We start from the raw sequence: 18,571 nt of genomic DNA, 5'->3' as shown, positions 1-18,571 counted from the left end.
GCCCATGCAGCGCATGTTCAGGGCGGCACTGATCCTGACTTGCGCGCTGATACTTGCCGGTCCGGCATTCGCCGATCCACCGCAGTCGCAATCGGCCGCAAAACGGCTGATCTCCCGCGTCTGCGATCTGATCGAGACCCAGGCCCAACGGAATGGCCTGCCCAAGGATTTCTTCGCCAGGCTGATCTGGAAGGAAAGCCGCTTCGATCCGAACGCGGTGAGCCCGGTCGGCGCCGAAGGCATCGCGCAATTCATGCCGGGCACCGCCAAGATGCGCGGCCTGGCCAACTCCTTCGACATTGAGCAGGCCATCCCCGCCTCGGCGAAATATCTTGCCGAGATGAAGGCAGGCTACGGCAATCTCGGCCTCGCGGCGGCGGCCTACAATGCCGGCGAGAACCGGGTGTCGCGCTGGCTCGCCTCAGGCGGCTTCCTGCCGATGGAGACGGAAAGCTATGTCTTCGACGTCATGGGCGAACCCGTCGACAAGTTCTCGGACAAGTCCTACGCCGGCACCGTCCAGCCGCTCGACCCGAAGATGAGCTTCGCGGTCGCCTGTCGCAGGCTGCCGGTGATCATGTCGCGGACCGTTGCCATGGCCTCGATCAACGTGAAGCCCTGGGGTGTCCAGGTGGCCGGCAATTTCCGCCGATCGGCGGCGATCGGCCAATGGCTGAGGGTCAGGGGCCGGTTCCCGGCCTTGCTTGCCAGCCATGACCCGGTGGTCAGCCGGGTGCGCACGCCGATCGGCCGGCGCGGCATCTATGCGGTCAGGATCGGCGCCGACTCGCGCAGCGAGGCCAACGGCATCTGCAACCAGCTGCAAAGCGTCGGCGGCGCCTGCGTGGTGCTGCGCAACCGGTGAGGCTGCATGGGATTACTTGGCGACGCTGGCGGCACAGCGCCCCCCTCTGTCCTGCCGGACATCTCCCCCACAAGGGGGGAGATTGGCCGTGACATCTGCTTTCGCCAATCTCCAACGGTGGGGACTAGCGAGGCGCCGAAACTGCCAATCTCCCCCCAAATGGGAGATGGCCGGCAGGCCAGAGGGGGGCGAAGGAACTCGGCGGTAGGTCGTTGGTCGCGACCAGCCTTACGCCGTCTTCGCCGCCACTGTCTCGCTGAGCCAGGTGCCGATCTTGGCGCCGAGGCGGTCGGGCGACACCGGCTTCGGCAGATAATCGTCCATGCCGGCCTCGATGCATTTTTCGCGGTCGCCCTTGAGCGCATGCGCGGTGACGCCGATGATCGGGGTGTGATCGCCGTTGTGCTCCTCGATGGCACGGATGGCGCGCGTCGCCTCATAGCCGTTCATCTCCGGCATGGAGACGTCCATCAGCACCAGGCGCGGGCGCAGTGAGCGGTACATCTCGACCGCCGTGCGGCCGTTGCCGGCGATGCGGTAGCTGAGACCGAAACCGTTGAGGATTTGGCCGAAGACCAGCTGGTTCACATCATTGTCCTCGGCGATCAGGATGTCGATCGGGCCGCTCGGCGCGGCGGTCGATTCCGGCGCGGCCGGGACCGGAACGGACGGGCCGCGGATGACGGTGAAGGCCGGCGGGGCTGCCTGGACCGCGACCGGCTCGCGCACGAAATGCGCCTTGGCGCCTTGCGTGCGCGCCTTCTGGATGGCGGAGATCACCGTGCCGAGCAGCACCGCCGAACGCGCCGGCTTGGTGAGATGCGCGACGATGCCGAAATCGATCACCATCCGGCCGAAATCGACCTGGTCGACCGAGGTGAGCAGCACGACGGGAATGGAGGAAAGCCGGCTGTCGGCGGCGATCGCCCTGGCGACATCGGCGCCGTTCATGCCGGGCATCTGGTAATCGAGGATGATGCAGTCGACCGAGGCGCCGAGCTGGCAGGCGCGGTCGAGGAAGGCAAGGCCGACGGCGCCGCTTTCGGCGGCCGCGCAGTCGAAGCTCCAACTTCTGAGCTGCTCGAGCAGGATCTCGCGGTTGACCGGATTGTCGTCGATGACCAGCACCCGGGCGCCGGTGACATCGACCGGGACGAGCTCGTCGCGCGCCTGCTGGTCGTGCACCGGCAGCGGCACGGCGAACCAGAAGACGGAGCCACGGCCGATCTCGCTTTCGACGCCGATCTTGCCGCCCATCAGGTCGACAAGCCGGGCGCCGATCGCAAGGCCGAGTCCGGTGCCTTCGTGGCGGCGGGTCGAGGAGCCGTCGACCTGGGCGAATTTCTCGAACACGCTTTGCAGCTTTTCGGCCGGAATGCCGATGCCGGTATCCTCCACGCGGACCTTGAGCTGGACTACGCCGCCGACGACATCGCCGCCGACATCGACCAAGACATGGCCCTTCTCGGTGAACTTCACGGCGTTGCCGAGCAGGTTGGTGACGATCTGGCGGAAGCGCCCGGCATCGCCGACGACGAAGGCCGGCAGGCGCGGGTCGACGCGCACGATCAGCTCCAGGTTCTTTTCGGCGACGCGCGCCGACACCAGCGTCGCCACGTCCTCGACCGCTTCGGCCAGGCGGAAGGGGGCTGGGTCGAGCGTCAGCTGGCCGGCATTGATCTTCGAGAAATCGAGAATGTCGTTGATGATGGTGAGCAGCGCGTTGCCGGATTTGACGATGACGTCGGTGAAGGTTTTCTGGCGCGGCGTCAGCTCGGTCTTGGCGAGCAGCTCGGCCATGCCGAGCACGCCGTTCATCGGCGTACGGATCTCATGGCTCATATTGGCGAGGAATTCGGACTTGGCGCGGTCGGCGGCCTCGGCCTTGAACAGCGATGCGGCGCTCGCTGCGAAGGCGCGGCGGATCGCAGTCTCCATCGGCCGGAAGATCCAGATCGCGGCAATGGCGAGCACCGCAAACAGCAGCCCGCTCGCCCCCAACAGCAGCCTGTCGTTGGAAGCGTCGGCGAGGCGACGCTCGTCGTCGAGCGTGGTGCGCACCTTCACCAGCATCGGCTGGGCGAAGAGATCGTTCTGGTTGCGGATTTCGCGATAGCTCCATTCGTCGACCTTCTGGGCCGCCGACATCAGGTTGAAGTTGCGCACCATGTCGCGCGCCGACCAGAACAGGTCGTCATTCACCGAAGCGGTATCCAGCGCATTGGTGGTGTTCCTGGACAGGCGCGGCCTGATCGCGGCAAGCTCGGCGTTCAGGCGCTCGATCTCGCCCGTCAGGCGTTCGGAATGGCCGCGCGCGGCGGTCGCCAGCGCGTCTCGCGTCTCGCTGCGCCAGGCGGTACCGGTCGTCTCGGCGAAACTGGTGGCGTTGCGCAGGTCGCGGGCGAAGATGACGAAATTGCCGCTGAGCGCATCGACCTCGTGACGAAAGGAATTCACACGGTTGAGCGCATACATCACCGTGGCCGAGGCCAGCGCGAAGATCAGCAATCCCGAAATGTAGCGGATCCGGATCGACCGAAGGAAGGAAGAGTATTCCGGCATGCGCAACCCCAACACATACGCACAATTTTAATGGTCGGGATTACGCTCGATTTACATTAAGATTTCGTTGGTGGCGGGCGATGGCCGGGTGTGTCGGTGTGTCAACTCGCGGCAGGCTACTCGCACCGTTCAAATCAGGCAGCATCCTTCGCCCGGTAAGCGTCGGGAAGAATGAAGACTTCGCCGGCGCGGCCGTAACCTCCGTCGGGAACGTCTTCGATCAGCACCATGGGTAGGGGCGCACAGCTTCGCCGAAATAGTCGACAAACATCTGCGTGGTCTTGTGGATGAGGTCTTCCTTCTGGGTCTTTGTGAGGGCGGCCTCGGGCATCTTGAAGTTGGCAAAGGGCATTTCCAGGTTCCTTTCGGGTTGGATTTCACGACAGAGGAAGTCGCCGAGGCCATCATCGGACGGCTCCGTTCGTTGTCCTGGAGCGGATATAGATTGCTGCGGATGCCGGATAATCACCCGCTGCTGACAGGAGTATTCGGATAGGACGAACAATCAATCAGAGCCGTTGTCGACGCTCTATCCGCAGACCCGGCAGCTTGCTCCGCTGCTAGTGGCACTGCACAGGGATTTTGACCGGTCGGCTCTGTTTGCGTTAGCAGGTGGCATGCCTTGGAGATTGGCCAAAACGCCCACCGCGATCGTCATTCTAGGGCGGAGCAGGAGCGAAGCTCCGTCGCGAAGACCCTAGAATCCATGCCGTTACCTTCGCCAAGGCGTGCAACGGAGCAAAATTCAGCGCCGTTGCGGCGCTTCCAAGTCACGGCATGGATTCTATGGTCTGCGCCGCGTCGCTTCGCTCCTTGCTCCGCCATAGAATGACGACGTTGCGGCGGCCTCGACCAAATCCCGGCGTTTGCGCTGATTTCACGGAAATGAACGGAAAAACCTTACCAAAACAAACGGCAACCTTTCAAAATCCCTGTGTCGGGGAACTAGAGCGTTTCACCGTTTCACGGAAACGGCGAACCGCTCTATCTCTTGATTTTGACGCAATTCCGGACGGAAAACCGCTCACACTTTTCCTGGAATTGCTCTAGGCGCTTTCCTGGAGTGGGCATCCCGCATTTTCGCCCAGGCAAGGCTGTGACGATCGGATCGGGGCCGGGCTGGCGTCGTCTGTCTGTGCTACAGTTCAGCTATTTCGCGCCGCCACGAACGTCGCCGCCGCCTTCAGCAACTCCGCCTGCTCGCCGTAAGGCTCAAGCAATCCATGCGCCTGGTCGATCAGGCCGTGGAGCTGGCCGCGCGCCCAGTCGGGTCCGTGCAGCGCGGCAAGCGTCGCCTTGCCGGCGGCGGCATCCTTGTTCGTCGCCTTGCCCATCTGCTTGGCGTCGGCGGTCAGGTCGAGCAAGTCGTCGGCGAGCTGGAAGGCAAGGCCGATCGCCGAGCCGAACTCGGCCAGCCTCTCGCGGTCGGCGGGCGGCGCGCCTCCGACGATCGCCCCGGCCTCGCAGGCGAAGCGGATCAGCGCGCCCGTCTTCATCGCCTGCAACGTGATGATGCCCGCCTCGTCCGGCCGTCTGCGCTCGGCTTCGAGATCGAGCATCTGGCCGCCGACCATGCCGCCGGCGCCGGCCGCGCGCGCCAGCGCCAGCACGAGCGCTGCCCGGCGTTCGGCCGATAGCGCGGTCGCCTCGTCGGCGATGATGTCGAAGGCCAGGGTCAGCAGCGCGTCGCCGGCGAGGATCGCGGTCGCCTCGTCGAAGGCCTTGTGCACGGTCGGTTGGCCGCGGCGCAGATCGTCGTCGTCCATGGCCGGCAGGTCGTCGTGGATCAGCGAATAGCAGTGCACGCATTCGAGTGCCGCGGCGACGCGCAGCGCCGCATCATTGTCGGCCGAAAACAGCGCGGCACTTTCCATGACCAGAAAAGGGCGCAGCCGCTTGCCGCCATTGAGCACGCCATGGCGCATCGCCGCCATCAGGCGCTCGGGCCGCGCGATTTCGCTGGGAAGCGGGCGCGCATCGAGGATCCGCCGCAGCTGTGTTTCGACCGCGGCGGCGCGCACGAAAAGCGCGGATTCGAAGGCGATCTGGTCGTCTTTGCTCATGGCCGGGAGCGGTAGCCGACACTCAGACATTGCGCAAGCAGGCGCGCGCCTTTATGCCGGAGGGGGCGAGGCACGGGTGGGGCGGCTTGACGGAACCGATCGTCGAACATGAAATCGAAGGGCTGGACATGGCGCGGCCGCGGCGCCTGAACCGCGCTGGTATGAAGCGCATCGTCCGGCGTGGCCTGGTCGTGGCGTTCGTGCTGGCGGCTATCCCGGTCGTGCTCACGTTCCTTTATCTGCCGTCCTTCGTGCATCCGATCTCGACGCTGATGCTGAAGGACCTCGTGACCTTTTCCGGCTACGACCGACGCTGGGTGTCGATAGACGACGTCGCGCCGGTGCTGGCGCATTCGGTGATCATGTCGGAGGACGGGCAGTTCTGCTTCCATCGCGGTGTCGACCTCGGCGAATTGCGCGGCGTGGTCGACGATGCGCTGGCCGGCGAGGCGACGCGCGGTGCCTCCACCATCACCATGCAGACGGTGAAGAACCTTTTCCTGTGGTCGCGGCCGCTGGGCAGCGTGCGCAAGGTGGTCGAACTGCCCTTGGCCGTCTATTTCGATGCGGTGATGTCGAAGCGGCGCATCATGGAAATCTATCTCAACATCGCCGAATGGGGGCCGGGCATTTACGGCATCGAGGCCGCCGCCCGGCATCATTTCGGGGTCTCGGCCAAGCAATTGTCGCGAAGGCAGGCAGCCCTGCTTGCCGTCAGCTTGCCCAATCCGATCACGCGCAATCCGGCCAAGCCGGGGCCGGGCTTGCGGCGGCTGGCCTCGCTGATCGAGCGGCGCGCCAGTCGATCGGTCGCGTATGTCGGTTGCCTGGATTAGGACGGAGCGGTGCCGGCTCAAAAAAATTCGCGGGCAACGCTGGCCAAAACTGCGTAAGGCGTGTATAGGCACCCGACTTTCTCAGATTATGGCCTCGATGCGGCCCTTTCGCGAGGGTTGCCGGGGCATTTTGACCATGTAGTGGAGCATATCCATGGCCGTTCCAAAAAGAAAAACCTCTCCCTCGAAGCGCGGCATGCGCCGCTCGGCCGACGCCCTCAAGGCCCCGACCTATGTCGAGGACAAGAATTCCGGCGAGATGCGCCGTCCGCACCACATCGACCTGAAGACCGGCATGTATCGCGGCCGCCAGGTGCTGGAGCCGAAGGAAAGCTGAGAAGCTTCCACGGTTCGTGACGTTTCAAAAGACCGGCTTCTGGCCGGTCTTTTGTTTTTGGCGACTGGGAATGGCTTCGTGCTGGATGGGCACGCCTGGCTGAAAGGCAGCCGGACAACCTGCTGACATCGTTATTTCATTAGGTCTTACAGCGTGTTCGCTGCCGCCAGCGAAAAACCTTGACGGCGCGCTTGCCGCGGATTTTACAAAAGGGGTGCCCCATTGGAGTCGCCCAGATGTTCGGTGCCATCCCGCTGCTGATCGTACCCTTCGTCCTCTACAATCTCGGACTGCTCGGATTGTTCGGCGGTGGCGACGATCCCTGGATGATCGAGATGTTCTCGTTCCGGATGATGTCGGGCGGCGTCTTCTCGATGACGCTCGGCGACCTGATGGTGCTGATCGGGCTGATCTTCCTGTTCGTCGAAATCTCGAAATCGGTGCGCACGACCAATGCCTCGATCCTGGATCATCTGTTGTCGACGCTGGTCTTCATTGCCTTCCTGGTCGAGTTCCTGCTGGTGAAGGGCGCGGCACACTCCGTCTTTTTCACGCTGATGGTCATCGCGCTGTTCGACGTGCTGGCCGGCTTCTCTGTGTCGATGCGGTCGGCAAGCAGGGACATCAACCTGAACTGAGATAAGGCATAGAATTTCTGATCGCATGACTTCGCGATTGGCGCAGCACATTGATCGCGTCGTCATTCTATGGCGGAGCAAGGAGCGCAGCGACGTGGCGCAGACCATAGAATCTATTCCGTGACTTGGAAGCGCTGCTGCGGGGCAGAATTCTGCTCCGCTGTACTCCTTGGCGAAGGTAACGGCATGGATTCCAGGGTCTTCGCGACGGAGCTTCGCTCCTGCTTCGCCCTGGAATGACGAAGTTCTTCGCCCCGCCTCAACCTGCCGTCGTTTCGGCCTTTCGCGCGACCACTTCCTCGTAGGCAGCGCGCAGTTGCTGGCGCACCGTCAGTGTTCCTGGTGGCGTCTTCGACGGCGCGCCCAGATGTTCGTGGCGCAACTCGTCCATGAACTGCTCCCATAGCGGTGGACCGCCCTTTTCGAGCAGGTCGGCGCGGATCGACAGTTCTTCCGTGACCGGCAGCCAGATGCGCCCCCAGGCGCCGAGATGCGCCATGATCGGCACCAGCGTGATCGCCATCTCGGTCAGGCTGTAGATCGCCTTCTGCTTGTGGCTGGGATCGTCGGCCTTGGTCAGCATGCCAAGCTCCATCAGCCGCTTCAGCCGGTCGGCAAGGATGTTGGAGGCGATGCCCTCCAGCGAGCCGTTGAGCAATTCGCGGAAATGGCGCTTTCCGCCAAAGATCATGTCGCGCAGGATGATCAGGCTCCAGCGGTCGCCAAAGACCTCGAGCGACAGATTGATCGGGCAGCCGGATCGATGCTCGGTCTTCATAACGATCTCCAAAAACCAGTTGCATTATGATATCGGTCTTAGTATCGCGCAACTGATTGCAAAATGCAATCAGATTGGAGGTACCTATGACGAAGTCGACACAGCGTCCTGAAATCGTCTCTCAGGCGTTCGGTGACCCGGCGGATCGGGCAATCCTTCTGATAATGGGTGCGATGGCGTCGATGCAGTGGTGGCCGGAAGCCTTCTGTAGGCAACTTGCCGAGCGCGACCGTTTCGTCACCCGCTACGACAACCGCGATACCGGCCTGTCGACGAAATATCCGCCCGGTGCGCCGCCCTACACATTCGAGGACCTTGTGGACGATGCCGTGCGTGTGCTCAATGACCATGGCGTCGCCAAGGCGCATGTCGCCGGCATGTCGATGGGCGGCATGATCGCGCAGAGCGTGGCGCTGAAATATCCCGAACGCGTCAACGCGCTCACCGTGATCAGCAGCTCGCCGCTCGGCGTCGATACCTCCGCTCTGCCCGGAACGACCGAAGCCTACAATCAGCATTCGGCGGAACGCGCCGACCTCGACTGGTCGAACCGGGGGCAGGTGCTCGACTTCATGGTCAAGGACGCTCGCGCGATCGCCAGCACGCTCCATCCGTTCGACGAGAAACGGACGCGCGCGATGATCGAGGAGGATTACGACCGCTCCGGCGGCCTCGCCAGCGCGACCAATCATTTCCTGCTCAAGGGCGGCGGCCCGCAGCGGACGGTGCGGGATCTCCGCGTGCCGCTGCTCGTCGTCCACGGCACCGCCGATCCGATCTTCCCGATCGAGCATGGAGAAGCGCTTGCCGAGGCCGTTCCCGCCGCAAGGCTGGTGTGGATCGAACGCGGCGGTCACGAACTGCACCGCGACGACTGGCCGCAAATCGTCGAAGCCATCGCGACGCACCCGTGATGGCTTGGCCACACAGTGATGGCTTCCGCCACACATCAGTGATCCCGCCCTTGACGGGACCGCCACGCGGCAAAGTAACTGCTTCAGGTTTTGAATCTGCAACGACGACGAGAGCCAGAATGTCCCTGACGCTGCATTTCCACCCGCTGGCATCCTTCTGCTGGAAGCCGCTGATTGCGTTCTACGAAAACGACACGCCCTTCAAACCGGTCATTGTCGACCTCGGCGACGACGCCTCGCGCGCGGCTTTCCTGAAAGTGTCGCCGACAGGCAAGATGCCTGCCTTGCGCGACGATGCGCGGGACCGCACGGTGTTGGAATCGACCATCGTCATCGAATATCTCGCCGCGCATTATCCCGGGCCGGTCGAGCTCATTCCCGCCGATGTCGATGTCGCCCTCCAAGTCCGCCAGGCGGACCGTTTCTACGATTTCTATATGCAGCATCCGATGCAGAAGATCGTCGGCGACAGGCTGCGGCCAAAGGACAAGACCGATCCGTTCGGGGTCGAGGAGGCTCGCGCGCAACTCCGCAATTCCTACGCCATTATCGAAGAGGAGATGACGGGAAGGACCTGGGCCGTAGGCGAAACCTTTACGATGGCAGACTGCGCCGCCTCGCCGGCGCTGTTCTACGCCAACAAGGTCGAGCCGTTCGGCGACAAATTCCCGGCCGTCAAACGCTATCACGACCGGCTGCTCGCGCGCTCGTCCTTCGCCCGCGTCATCGAGGAAGCGCAGCCCTATTTCAAGTTATTCCCCTACAACGACGGCTAATTTAGTCGCGGGCCATGCTGGCGGACGATTTCACGTTCACCAGCTCCTATGACGATGCCATCTACGGCGGCCAGACATTATTCGCCGGGCGCTGTTTCCCAGAACTGGTCGAGCCAGATGTTGAGCCTGAGGAAACCGGCGGTGCTGACGGTATAGACGCGCCTTGTGCCTTTGGCCTTGGCATTGACAAGGCCGGCGTCGAGCAGGACTTTGAGATGTTGAGAAACGGCCGGGCGTGAGACTGGCAATCCGGCCGCCAATTCGTTCACCGTCTTCGGGCCGCGCCGGAGTTCTTCCAAGAGATAGCGCCGGTTCGGATCGGCGATCGCCACGAAGGCATCGGAAAAGATCATGCCTTTATTTGTGGGGCAAAGTTTTCCAAATCTCAACCGTCGGTTTCAACCTTTCTGCGCGGGTCGAGCCGCAATGCCTCAGGTGTGACCGCGCGGTCCGCGGGCTGAGTCTTGAAGGCATCGCGGTTTTCGATCGGCACCGGCGCGCGAGCGCGGATGCGCAGCAGCGTGTAGCCGGCGAGACTGAGATGCGCGAGCGCGGTGGCAATGAAAAGTCCCTCCGGACGCACCGAACCCATCAAGGCCGCGGCCAAAAGCGGGCCGATCATCGTGCCGAAGCCGTAGAGCAAGAGCAGGCCGCCGGAAACCTTGACGAAGTCCTCGGAGCGGGCGTGGTCGTTGGCATGCGCGACGGCGATCGAATAGAGCGTGTAGGCGAAGGCGCCGTAGGCGGCGGTCAGCACGATGACGAACACACCCGAACGCGGCGCGATCAGGAAGATCAGCGCCGCGATCAGAGCCGCGCCGAAGGCCGCGCCGGCGAGCACGAAGCGTCGATCGGTTGTATCGGAAAGGCGCCCGGCCGGAAGCTGCATTGCGGCGCCGGCGACGACCACAAGGCTCATCATCAACGCGATCTCCGCGGTCGATATGCCGATACGGGCGCCGTAGACGGCGCCCAGCGTGCCCCAGGCACCGTTGGCGATGCCGATCAGAAGGCAGGCCACCGCGGACACCGGTGAATTCGCGTAAAGGCCTTTGACGTCGAGCTTGACGTCCTGCAGGGGCTTCGGATGCGACTGCGTCGACACAGCCGTCGGAATAAGCGAGAGACAAAACAGGATGCCGGTGATCATGAACAGCGAGGCCGACCGCACGTCGCCGCCGGCAACGATCATCTGGCCGCCCATGATCGAAGCGTAGGTGACCATCATATAGAGACCGAAGACCGTGCCGCGGTTCTCGTTGGTGGCCTTCTCGTTCAGCCAGCTCTCGATGACCATGAAGGCGCCGGCCATGGTGAAGCCGGTGAAGGCGCGCAACAGAATCCAGAAATATTCGTCGATGATGAGGCCGGTGAGCAGCGCGACGATCGCGCCCGACGCGGCGAAGGCGCCGAAGGCCCTGACATGGCCGGCGCGGCGTACAAGGCGCGGTGCGAAGAAACAGCCGGCGACGAAGCCGCCGGCCCAGGCGGTGCCCATCAGGCCGAGCGATGCGGTCGAAAAGCCTTCCAACTGGCCGCGCAACGGCAAAAGCAGGCCGTGCAGGCCGGATGCCGCCAGCAGGAACGCCGTGCCGCGAAGCAGCGAGAGGATCGGTCGGTAGGTTGCAAACATCGCTTGATCCGGGTTCGGGCGCAGGGTCTGGAGACAGGCTTATTCGGGCTTTTCGGCGGCGGGCGCGCAGGCCGGACATCTATCCGCGGCGAAATAAGGCCTCAGCGGCGGATTTGGTTGTGCCTTTGGCGGTCAGTTCGGCTTCCAGTCTGGCGATCTCGTCGCGCAGCAATGCGATGCGCTCCGACAATTCGCCGGCGGACAGCAGCGACAAGTTCTGGCCGATCTCGTGCGGGCGGGGCTTTTTCCTGGGTTCGTCGTCGAAGATAGCCATCGTCGCTCCTCCCTTACTTGGCCATTTGCCTGATTTGGCAATCAGCATACATAGGGCAGGGGCGCCGATGCAAACCGCGAGCGACGGCACAAATTCGAGGAAACGGGAAAGCCATGTCAAACAATCACGAGATACCGGCGAAGATGACGGCCATCGCGATCTCGCAGCCCGGCGGTCCCAAGGTGCTGAAGCCGGAAACCCGCGACGTGCCCGTGCCCGGTCCGGGCGAAGTGCTGATCCGGGTGCATGCGGCCGGCGTCAACCGGCCGGACGTGCAGCAGCGCAAAGGCGCCTATCCGCCGCCGCCCGGCGCTTCCGACTTGCCCGGCCTCGAAGCTTCGGGCGAAATCGCGGCGCTCGGCGACGAGATATCGCGCTGGCGCATCGGCGACCGGGTCTGCGCGCTGACGCCGGGCGGCGGCTATGCCGAATATGTCAAGGTGCATGCGGGCAGCGTGCTGCCGCTGCCGGCAGGCTTTACGCATTCGGAGGCCGCGGCGGTTCCGGAAAACTACTTCACCGTCTGGCACAATGTGTTCGAGCGCGGCGGGCTGAAGAAGGGCGAGACTCTGCTTGTCCATGGCGGCTCGTCCGGCATCGGTACCACCGCAATCCAGCTCGCCTCGGCGTTCGGCGCTTATGTCATCACCACCGCCGGCAGCAAGGAGAAATGTGACGCCTGCCTGAAGCTCGGCGCCGACCGGGCGATCAATTACCGCGAGGAGGATTTTGTCGCCGCGGTCAAGGATGCGACCGACAGGAAGGGTGCCGACGTCATCCTCGACATGGTCGGCGGCGACTATGTCGGGCGCAACTACGATGCCGCGGCCGTTGAAGCGCGCATCGTCCAGATCGCGGTGCAGGCCGGTGCCGTGGCCAGCGCCGACTTTTCAAAGATCATGGTGAAACGGCTGACACATACCGGCTCGACGCTTCGCCCACGCACCGTCGAGTTCAAGGCGGCGATAGCGGCCGCGCTCGAAGCGCAGGTGTGGCCGCTGCTCGGGACGCGAAAAGTGGCCCCCGTCATGGACATGATCTTTCCGCTGACGGAAGCCTGGCGGGCGCATGAGCGCATGGAAGAGGGCGAGCATATAGGCAAGATCGTCCTCGACGTCGGCTAGGATGGGTCGATATTCAGGTGAGGCCGGCCTGCGAACAATGACTTCCGGTGCTTCCGGTGCTTCACGTACGCGCCGCTCAGGCCTTCGCCGGCCGAAGCCCTCATAAGTGTCTCCGCTCTAAGAAAGCTACGGTCGGCGTAGGCCGGTTCTCGGAAGCCATTATTCTCGGCTCGGCCTGACCTGAATCTCGACCCATCCTGAGGTCGGCGAATGCCCCCATCTCCAAGCTGAACAAAGGCTTAATGCTGCATTGCACAAAACGCATTGCGGCCATGCAAAAGCGTCCGTTCAATTTGTGGGCAGACGTGCCTATTTAAGCGGCATCAAACGATTTGACCAAACGACTGGAGAACCATCATGAACCCGATCAGTGCTTTCCGTAAGTGGCGCATGTACAACGAAACCGTGCGCGAGTTGAACAAGCTCAATGCCCGCCAGCTGAGCGACCTCGGCATCAACCGTGGCGACATCGAGCGCATCGCCCGCCAGGCTCTTTGATCGCAGCGCCCCGGCCGCAAGGCCGGGGCCGCGAGGAGAAGCCAGAGCCGTGGAGACGCTTGCTTGTCTCCGGTTCCGAACCCGCTGGACCCTGTCCGGCGGGTTTTGTCTTTTCGGGGGCTTAAAGCACGCCGCGTCGATACGGATTCGAGCGACGCGCTTTTAAGCCTTTGTTTTATACATGCCGTTGTCCCAAAACCGCCGCGCACTTTTGGGCGACATACAGCGCCGCGCGTCCTTTCGGACACGCAAAGGACGCTGTGGCACTTTTGGCAAATCGGCTCCTTCCCAAAAACATTGCGAAAATGTGAGGGAGCGTTTATATAGGCCGCGAATTTCCCATTTGGTGGCTCTAAAACCACCGCCCGCGCGGGAACGCGGGCGAACGAGAAGGATTTTTGATATGGCCAATTCGCTGCTGATGCCCAAGGCGACCGCTGTCTGGCTGGTCGACAACACCGCGCTCTCCTTCGAGCAGATCGCGCAATTCTGCGGGCTGCATCCGCTGGAGGTCAAGGCGATCGCCGACGGCGAGTCGGCGCAGGGCATCAAGGGCATGGATCCGATCATGACTGGCCAGCTCACCCGCGACGAGATCGCACGCAGCGAGAAGGACCCGAACCACCGGCTCAAACTGTCCGACCCCAAGGTTCGCGTGCCGGAATCGAAGCGCAAGGGTCCCCGTTACACGCCGCTTTCGAAGCGCCAGGACCGCCCGAACGCTATCCTCTGGCTGGTGCGCAACCATCCGGAACTCAAGGACGCACAGATCTCGCGTCTTGTCGGCACGACCAAGTCGACCATCGAGCAGATTCGTGAACGCAAGCATTGGAATTCGGTCAATCTGCAGCCGATGGATCCGGTGACGCTCGGCCTCACCTCGCAGATCGACCTCGACCTCGAAGTCAACCGGGCCTCGCGCGGCCGCGAGCCGGCGCAGCCCGTCGGCGACACGCTGCTGCCAGCGGCACTCACCGAACGGCTGGTGCCGGCGCCCGAGAAGCCGAAGGACGAGGATGCCGAACTCGACGCCAACGCCGTCTTCGCCAAGCTTTCGGCACTCAAGTCGAAGGACAAGGACGAGGACGAGGACCAGGAGTAAGCCAAAAACGCGTCGCGAAACGCTTCACGCGACGCGCTTCAGGTTTGTTTTGCATGCCGTTGTCCCGGACCCGCTGCGCACTTTCTGGGGGACATGCATCGATGGCGCTCAACAAAAAAGCCCGCTCGCGCGGGCTTTTTTGTTGGACAATGGCTTGGGAGGAAAGTCATGTCCGCGCGGCGCGGTCAGGCGCCATGCCGTAATCCTCGCTGCGCTCGACGGCGCGGTAGAAATCGGCAAGCTGCTTGCCGCGCTCAGGCTTGAAGACGCGGCCGGCGATGACGACCGAGGCGATGCGATCGATGCGGAAGGCGCGGAAATCGTCACGCATCTCGCACCAGGCGACCAGGGTCCAGACCTTGCCCCAAAACCACAGGCCCAAGGGCCTGATGTCGCGCGCGGTGCCGCGGCCGGCCTCGTCGGAATAGTCGATGGTCAGCACCTGGCGTTTCTCGACGGCGCGCTCGATGAGGTCGATCGCCTCGCGCGCGGCATCGCTCACCACCCACATCGGGGTGTGGATCTCGGTGCGGGCGATGCGGTCCTTTTCGGTATCGGGCAGCACTGCGCCGATCTTGACCAGCGCCTCGTCGGCGGCCCTTGCCATCGCGGCGCCACCAAAGGCGCGCACCATCCGGGCGCCGGCAACCAGCGCCACGATCTCGTCACGTGTGAACATCAGCGGTGGAAGGTCGAAACCCTCCCTCATCATGTAGCCGACGCCTGCTTCGCCGTCGATCGGCACGCCGGTCGACTGCAGGTCGGCTATGTCGCGGTAAATGGTGCGTTCGGAAACCTCGAGCCAAGTGCCGAGCTTCTGCGCGGTGACCAGCCGGCCACCCCGCAAATGCTGTACGATCTGGAAAAGCCTGTCGGCGCGGCGCATCGATTTCTCCCCCGGGGTTTATGGCTTCAGCCCTTCGCGCTTGCGCTGCGCGGCAACGAATTTCGCCCCGAAGGACAGTCTGCCCGTGGTCGGCGTCTCCGCATCCAGCACACGCCAGAACGGCGCGACATCGCTCAATGTCATGCCGCGCTCAAGATCCTCATGAGCGGCCTCGGCAACGGTGCGAAGATGATAGCCGATCGTCACCGGACATGTCACTTCGGCGCCGTGCTCGACGGCCAAAGCGGTGCGGAGCGCGCGAACATTCATCTCCACCCCTTCAGGGATCGAGCGGATGAGGTCGTCGACCTGGCGCGCGGTCGGCACCAGCATCGACTGGCCCTCGACGACATCGCCGACCGTGCGCGGCGACGGCTTGATGCCGTTGGTGCCCGGCGTGTTCAGCCTGTCGTTCCAGTTTTTCGCCATACGCGGACAACTCCGTATAGTCGGATCATGTTCGTTCCTGTCAGGATCGGAGCCCCTTCAATTACCGCATGCCTCCTGACAACATCCTGTCAGGAGGCGTGCGGCGAAGCTACCGGCGAACAAAGGCCTCTTTCCCGAAACGCAACAGCACTGGCCGCCATTACATCTGGGCGTGGTGTCGCCGCAATCCAAGTCGCGGCCGCAAAATTTCAGTTTTCACGCACGCGACCGGTGTAAAGGTCCGGCCAGCCGATGTCCTTGCGGATATCCGCCGGCAAGGTGTTCAAAAAACGCTGAGTGCGGATCTCATTGCGCACGGTGTGGATTCTGCCGACATAGTGTTGCACGCTACGCAGGATGGTAAAACCGTTCATGACCTGGCTCCTCTGTTTCTGATGAGGAGAGTATCTCACACCCCTCCTGACAGCAGTCTGTCAGGAGCTTGGCAGGGTATGGAAGAAGGCGCCGCAAAGTCTGGCGGGGTTCCGGGAAACCGCCGGATTGTCAGGGGAATTCAGTCCGGACGGCGGCGCCGAGAACGGCTTTGACAGGCGCGGGCATTGCTGGTCAAAGGCGGCATGACGAAACTGCTCGCCCTTGTCATCATCGGCATCATGCTGATCCAGGTCATCAAGCCGCTCGGCTGGCCGGGGCTGAAGCGGCGCGGCGATTTCTGGAAGCTGGCGCTGCTTGCCATGGCTGCGATATCGCTGGCTGCGGTCCTTGGGCACTGGGCGTAGGTAGGTCTGTCTGTGCGGACGACCTGCGAATGGCGCGTCTTCGCCCAGGCGCGGCAACCTGCTCACGAAGGAGGTGAACAAGGTTGATCATTCGCAGCAATCCGGCAGCCCCTTCGCCTTGTCCTGGTATTCGTCGTGGAGGCGCACCCAGTCCATCAAGCCATGATAGGGGCCGGTCTCGGCGCGGCCCTTCGGCGTCATGTCGAGATAATGATAGGCGCCGATCAGCGCGTCGCCGCCGCGGGCGCGCGACATGAAGGTGAGGAAGGTGTCGCCGCACTCGTTGCGATGGAAGATGCTGGTGCCGGGCAGGTCTTTCGACCGCAACGGACGCTTCTCGAAATTATAGGTGGTTTCGCCCGCCGTGATCTGCTTGTCGGTGAAGGAGACCTGCAGGTCGAAGTTGAAGTCGGACGCATAGGACGACACCCAGTCGAACTTCCAGCCCATGCGCTGCTTGTAAGGCAGGATCTCGGTCAGCGGCGCGCGTGCGACGACGACCAGCGATACATCATGGTGCTTCAGATGCTGGTTGGCGCCGTCGATATGGTCGGCCAGGAACGAGCAGCCCTCGCAACGGTGATCGGAGCCCGGCGTCATCATGAAATGATAGACGATGAGCTGGCTCTTGCCGGCGAACAGTTCGGCCAGGCGCTTCGGTCCCGCTTCGCTTTCGAAGACATAGTCCTTGCGCAGTTTGTACCAGGGCAGTTGCCGCCGCTCGGCGGCGATGCGGTCGCGAAATTGCGTCAGTTCCTTCTCGCGCTCCAGGTGCTTTCTATGCGCCTCGAACCAGTCGTCGCGCGAAACCACGGCATTGCGATGCATAACTATCTCCTGTCCTCTCCTGCCAAGGACGTTCGACACGGGCGCGACCCGACATAAAGCGCATCGCGCTGAAACGGATTCAGGCGACGCGCTTTTAAGTCCTTGTTTTATGCATGTCGTTTCCCAAAACCGGCGCACACTTTCGGGCGACATGCATCTGCCGCCGCTGTTTCGCTGCATCAGGTAGGAATGCGGCCCGCAAAAAACAAAAAACCCGAGCCAGTGGCCCGGGTTTTCGATGCATGAAGCAGAGCAGCGTCAGGCGGCCTTTTCCAGCGCCGGCTGCCATTTTCCGAGCGCCGCCAGATGGTTCATGTGGGCGCGATGGGTGAAGGCGGCCTGACCGGCGGCGACGTTCGATGCCTTGCCGCTCCACGCCTTCTGCGGCGCGGCCTGCAGGGCACGGCCGTAGGAGAAGGTCAGTTTCCACGGATGCGGTCCGATGGTGTTGATGGCGTTGAGGTTGGCGGTCGCCTCCTCGTCCTCCTGGCCGCCGGAGAGGAAGGCAATGCCCGGCACCGCCGACGGCACCACTTCGCGGAACAGTTTTATCGTCTTCTCGGCGATTTCCTCGGGGCTGTCCGTCCTGCCCGATTTCTTGCCGGAGATAACCATATTGGGCTTCAGGATGGTCCCTTCCAGCACGACGCGCGCCGCGTAGAGTTCGTCGTAGAGCTTGATCAGCGTCGCCTTGGAGACGTCGTAGCAGGTGTCGATCGAGTGGGCGCCGTCCATCAGCACTTCCGGCTCGACGATCGGCACGATACCGGCCTCTTGGCAAAGCGCGGCATAGCGGGCCAAAGCATGGGTGTTCGAGCTGATCGAATTGGCGGAAGGCACGCCCTTGCCGGTGTCGATGTCGATCACCGCGCGCCATTTGGCGAAACGGGCGCCGAGCTTGTAATAGTCGGCGAGCCGTTCGCGCAGCCCGTCGAGGCCCTCGGTGATGGTGTCGCCGGGAAAGCCGGCGAGAGGCTTGGCGCCGGCGTCGACCTTGATGCCCGGAATGGCGCCAGCCGCCTTGATGATGTCGACCAGCGGCGTGCCGTCGGCGGCCTTCTGGCGGATCGTCTCGTCGTAGAGGATGACGCCGGAGATGTACCGGGACATCGCCTCCTTGGACCGGAACATCATCTCGCGATAGTCACGCCGGTTGTCGGCGGTCGATTCGACGCCGATGACGTCGAAGCGTTTCTTGATGGTGCCGGAGCTTTCATCGGCGGCCAAAAGGCCCTTGCCACCGGCGACGATCGCGGCGGCAATATCTTCGAGACGTTCACTCATGGGT

Annotated in this window: 21 protein-coding genes and 1 pseudogene; 10 read left to right on the top strand and 12 right to left on the bottom strand. The window is 63.0% G+C overall.

Features of this window, described 5'->3' with window-relative positions; all coding sequences use genetic code 11:
• Nucleotides 1-4 precede the first annotated feature (4 nt).
• A complete protein-coding gene (locus RFM68_RS02145) occupies nt 5-865 on the top strand; it encodes a transglycosylase SLT domain-containing protein (RefSeq protein WP_430694805.1) in 861 nt (286 codons plus the stop codon).
• Between the two features lie 228 nt (nt 866-1,093).
• Here RFM68_RS02145 and RFM68_RS02140 read toward each other — a convergent pair whose 3' ends face one another.
• The 3 genes and pseudogenes from RFM68_RS02140 to RFM68_RS02130 all read right to left on the bottom strand — a co-directional run bounded on the left by RFM68_RS02140 (nt 1,094) and on the right by RFM68_RS02130 (nt 5,490).
• The gene (locus tag RFM68_RS02140) at nt 1,094-3,427 is read right to left on the bottom strand and encodes a response regulator (protein WP_320230988.1); all 2,334 of its coding nucleotides are present in this window, start codon (nt 3,425-3,427) and stop codon (nt 1,094-1,096) included.
• A gap of 134 nt (nt 3,428-3,561) precedes the next feature.
• Nucleotides 3,562-3,779 (bottom strand): annotated as a pseudogene (locus RFM68_RS02135) (tautomerase family protein).
• A 793-nt stretch (nt 3,780-4,572) separates the two neighbouring features.
• On the bottom strand, nt 4,573-5,490 hold the full coding sequence (locus tag RFM68_RS02130) for a polyprenyl synthetase family protein (RefSeq protein WP_320230987.1): 918 nt from the start codon (nt 5,488-5,490) through the stop codon (nt 4,573-4,575).
• A gap of 128 nt (nt 5,491-5,618) precedes the next feature.
• Here RFM68_RS02130 and RFM68_RS02125 point away from each other — a divergent pair, with 128 nt between their 5' ends.
• The 3 genes from RFM68_RS02125 (at nt 5,619) to RFM68_RS02115 (ending at nt 7,301) form a co-directional block, all read left to right on the top strand.
• Nucleotides 5,619-6,326: a biosynthetic peptidoglycan transglycosylase gene (locus RFM68_RS02125; protein ID WP_320231053.1), complete on the top strand. Its 708-nt coding sequence runs from the start codon at nt 5,619-5,621 to the stop codon at nt 6,324-6,326.
• 154 nt (nt 6,327-6,480) lie between these two features.
• A complete protein-coding gene (gene rpmF / locus RFM68_RS02120; RefSeq protein ID WP_006203806.1) occupies nt 6,481-6,663 on the top strand; it encodes a 50S ribosomal protein L32 in 183 nt (60 codons plus the stop codon).
• Nucleotides 6,664-6,899: 236 nt separating this feature from the next.
• Entirely contained in the window at nt 6,900-7,301 is a 402-nt protein-coding gene (locus RFM68_RS02115; protein WP_320230986.1) for a hypothetical protein, read from the top strand.
• Between the two features lie 259 nt (nt 7,302-7,560).
• Here RFM68_RS02115 and RFM68_RS02110 read toward each other — a convergent pair whose 3' ends face one another.
• A complete protein-coding gene (locus RFM68_RS02110; protein ID WP_320230985.1) occupies nt 7,561-8,079 on the bottom strand; it encodes a winged helix-turn-helix transcriptional regulator in 519 nt (172 codons plus the stop codon).
• 86 nt (nt 8,080-8,165) lie between these two features.
• Here RFM68_RS02110 and RFM68_RS02105 point away from each other — a divergent pair, with 86 nt between their 5' ends.
• Both RFM68_RS02105 and RFM68_RS02100 read left to right on the top strand, forming a co-directional pair.
• On the top strand, nt 8,166-8,993 hold the full coding sequence (locus RFM68_RS02105; RefSeq protein ID WP_320230984.1) for an alpha/beta fold hydrolase: 828 nt from the start codon (nt 8,166-8,168) through the stop codon (nt 8,991-8,993).
• Nucleotides 8,994-9,112: 119 nt separating this feature from the next.
• On the top strand, nt 9,113-9,769 hold the full coding sequence (locus RFM68_RS02100) for a glutathione S-transferase family protein (RefSeq protein WP_320230983.1): 657 nt from the start codon (nt 9,113-9,115) through the stop codon (nt 9,767-9,769).
• A gap of 77 nt (nt 9,770-9,846) precedes the next feature.
• Here the strand turns inward: RFM68_RS02100 and RFM68_RS02095 are convergent, their stop codons facing one another.
• The 3 genes from RFM68_RS02095 to RFM68_RS02085 all read right to left on the bottom strand — a co-directional run bounded on the left by RFM68_RS02095 (nt 9,847) and on the right by RFM68_RS02085 (nt 11,676).
• Nucleotides 9,847-10,122 carry an ArsR/SmtB family transcription factor gene (locus RFM68_RS02095; RefSeq protein WP_320230982.1) on the bottom strand — a complete coding sequence of 92 codons (276 nt, stop codon included), beginning with the start codon at nt 10,120-10,122 and terminating at the stop codon, nt 9,847-9,849.
• A 32-nt stretch (nt 10,123-10,154) separates the two neighbouring features.
• A complete protein-coding gene (locus RFM68_RS02090) occupies nt 10,155-11,402 on the bottom strand; it encodes an MFS transporter (protein ID WP_320230981.1) in 1,248 nt (415 codons plus the stop codon).
• Nucleotides 11,403-11,481: 79 nt separating this feature from the next.
• Nucleotides 11,482-11,676: a DUF1192 domain-containing protein gene (locus RFM68_RS02085; protein ID WP_320230980.1), complete on the bottom strand. Its 195-nt coding sequence runs from the start codon at nt 11,674-11,676 to the stop codon at nt 11,482-11,484.
• 143 nt (nt 11,677-11,819) lie between these two features.
• On the opposite strand from RFM68_RS02085, the gene RFM68_RS02080 reads away from it, so the two are divergent.
• The 3 genes from RFM68_RS02080 (at nt 11,820) to RFM68_RS02070 (ending at nt 14,400) form a co-directional block, all read left to right on the top strand.
• Entirely contained in the window at nt 11,820-12,800 is a 981-nt protein-coding gene (locus RFM68_RS02080) for an NAD(P)H-quinone oxidoreductase (protein ID WP_430694810.1), read from the top strand.
• A 357-nt stretch (nt 12,801-13,157) separates the two neighbouring features.
• Nucleotides 13,158-13,298 carry a DUF1127 domain-containing protein gene (locus RFM68_RS02075; RefSeq protein ID WP_320230978.1) on the top strand — a complete coding sequence of 47 codons (141 nt, stop codon included), beginning with the start codon at nt 13,158-13,160 and terminating at the stop codon, nt 13,296-13,298.
• 403 nt (nt 13,299-13,701) lie between these two features.
• A complete protein-coding gene (locus RFM68_RS02070; protein WP_320230977.1) occupies nt 13,702-14,400 on the top strand; it encodes a DUF1013 domain-containing protein in 699 nt (232 codons plus the stop codon).
• Nucleotides 14,401-14,566: 166 nt separating this feature from the next.
• Here the strand turns inward: RFM68_RS02070 and RFM68_RS02065 are convergent, their stop codons facing one another.
• The 3 genes from RFM68_RS02065 to RFM68_RS02055 all read right to left on the bottom strand — a co-directional run bounded on the left by RFM68_RS02065 (nt 14,567) and on the right by RFM68_RS02055 (nt 16,089).
• Nucleotides 14,567-15,286, bottom strand: coding sequence for a helix-turn-helix transcriptional regulator (locus RFM68_RS02065; RefSeq protein ID WP_127865650.1), 720 nt, complete (start codon nt 15,284-15,286; stop codon nt 14,567-14,569).
• A gap of 18 nt (nt 15,287-15,304) precedes the next feature.
• On the bottom strand, nt 15,305-15,715 hold the full coding sequence (locus RFM68_RS02060; protein ID WP_320230976.1) for a hypothetical protein: 411 nt from the start codon (nt 15,713-15,715) through the stop codon (nt 15,305-15,307).
• Between the two features lie 209 nt (nt 15,716-15,924).
• Nucleotides 15,925-16,089 (bottom strand): hypothetical protein, encoded by a 165-nt coding sequence (locus RFM68_RS02055; RefSeq protein ID WP_320230975.1) that lies wholly within the window; start codon nt 16,087-16,089, stop codon nt 15,925-15,927.
• A 186-nt stretch (nt 16,090-16,275) separates the two neighbouring features.
• Here RFM68_RS02055 and RFM68_RS02050 point away from each other — a divergent pair, with 186 nt between their 5' ends.
• Nucleotides 16,276-16,455 carry a hypothetical protein gene (locus RFM68_RS02050; protein ID WP_040985195.1) on the top strand — a complete coding sequence of 60 codons (180 nt, stop codon included), beginning with the start codon at nt 16,276-16,278 and terminating at the stop codon, nt 16,453-16,455.
• A gap of 87 nt (nt 16,456-16,542) precedes the next feature.
• On the opposite strand, the gene RFM68_RS02045 is transcribed toward RFM68_RS02050, so the two are convergent.
• Together RFM68_RS02045 and RFM68_RS02040 are read right to left on the bottom strand one after the other, a co-directional pair.
• On the bottom strand, nt 16,543-17,283 hold the full coding sequence (locus tag RFM68_RS02045; protein WP_320230974.1) for a DUF899 domain-containing protein: 741 nt from the start codon (nt 17,281-17,283) through the stop codon (nt 16,543-16,545).
• Between the two features lie 258 nt (nt 17,284-17,541).
• Nucleotides 17,542-18,567: a class I fructose-bisphosphate aldolase gene (locus RFM68_RS02040; RefSeq protein WP_320230973.1), complete on the bottom strand. Its 1,026-nt coding sequence runs from the start codon at nt 18,565-18,567 to the stop codon at nt 17,542-17,544.
• Nucleotides 18,568-18,571 lie beyond the last annotated feature (4 nt).

It is taken from the genome of Mesorhizobium montanum (assembly GCF_033977145.1).
GTDB classification, from domain to species: domain Bacteria; phylum Pseudomonadota; class Alphaproteobacteria; order Rhizobiales; family Rhizobiaceae; genus Mesorhizobium; species Mesorhizobium montanum.
Note: the sequence above shows the minus strand (reverse complement) of the source record. Positions and strands in the feature narration are given on the sequence as shown.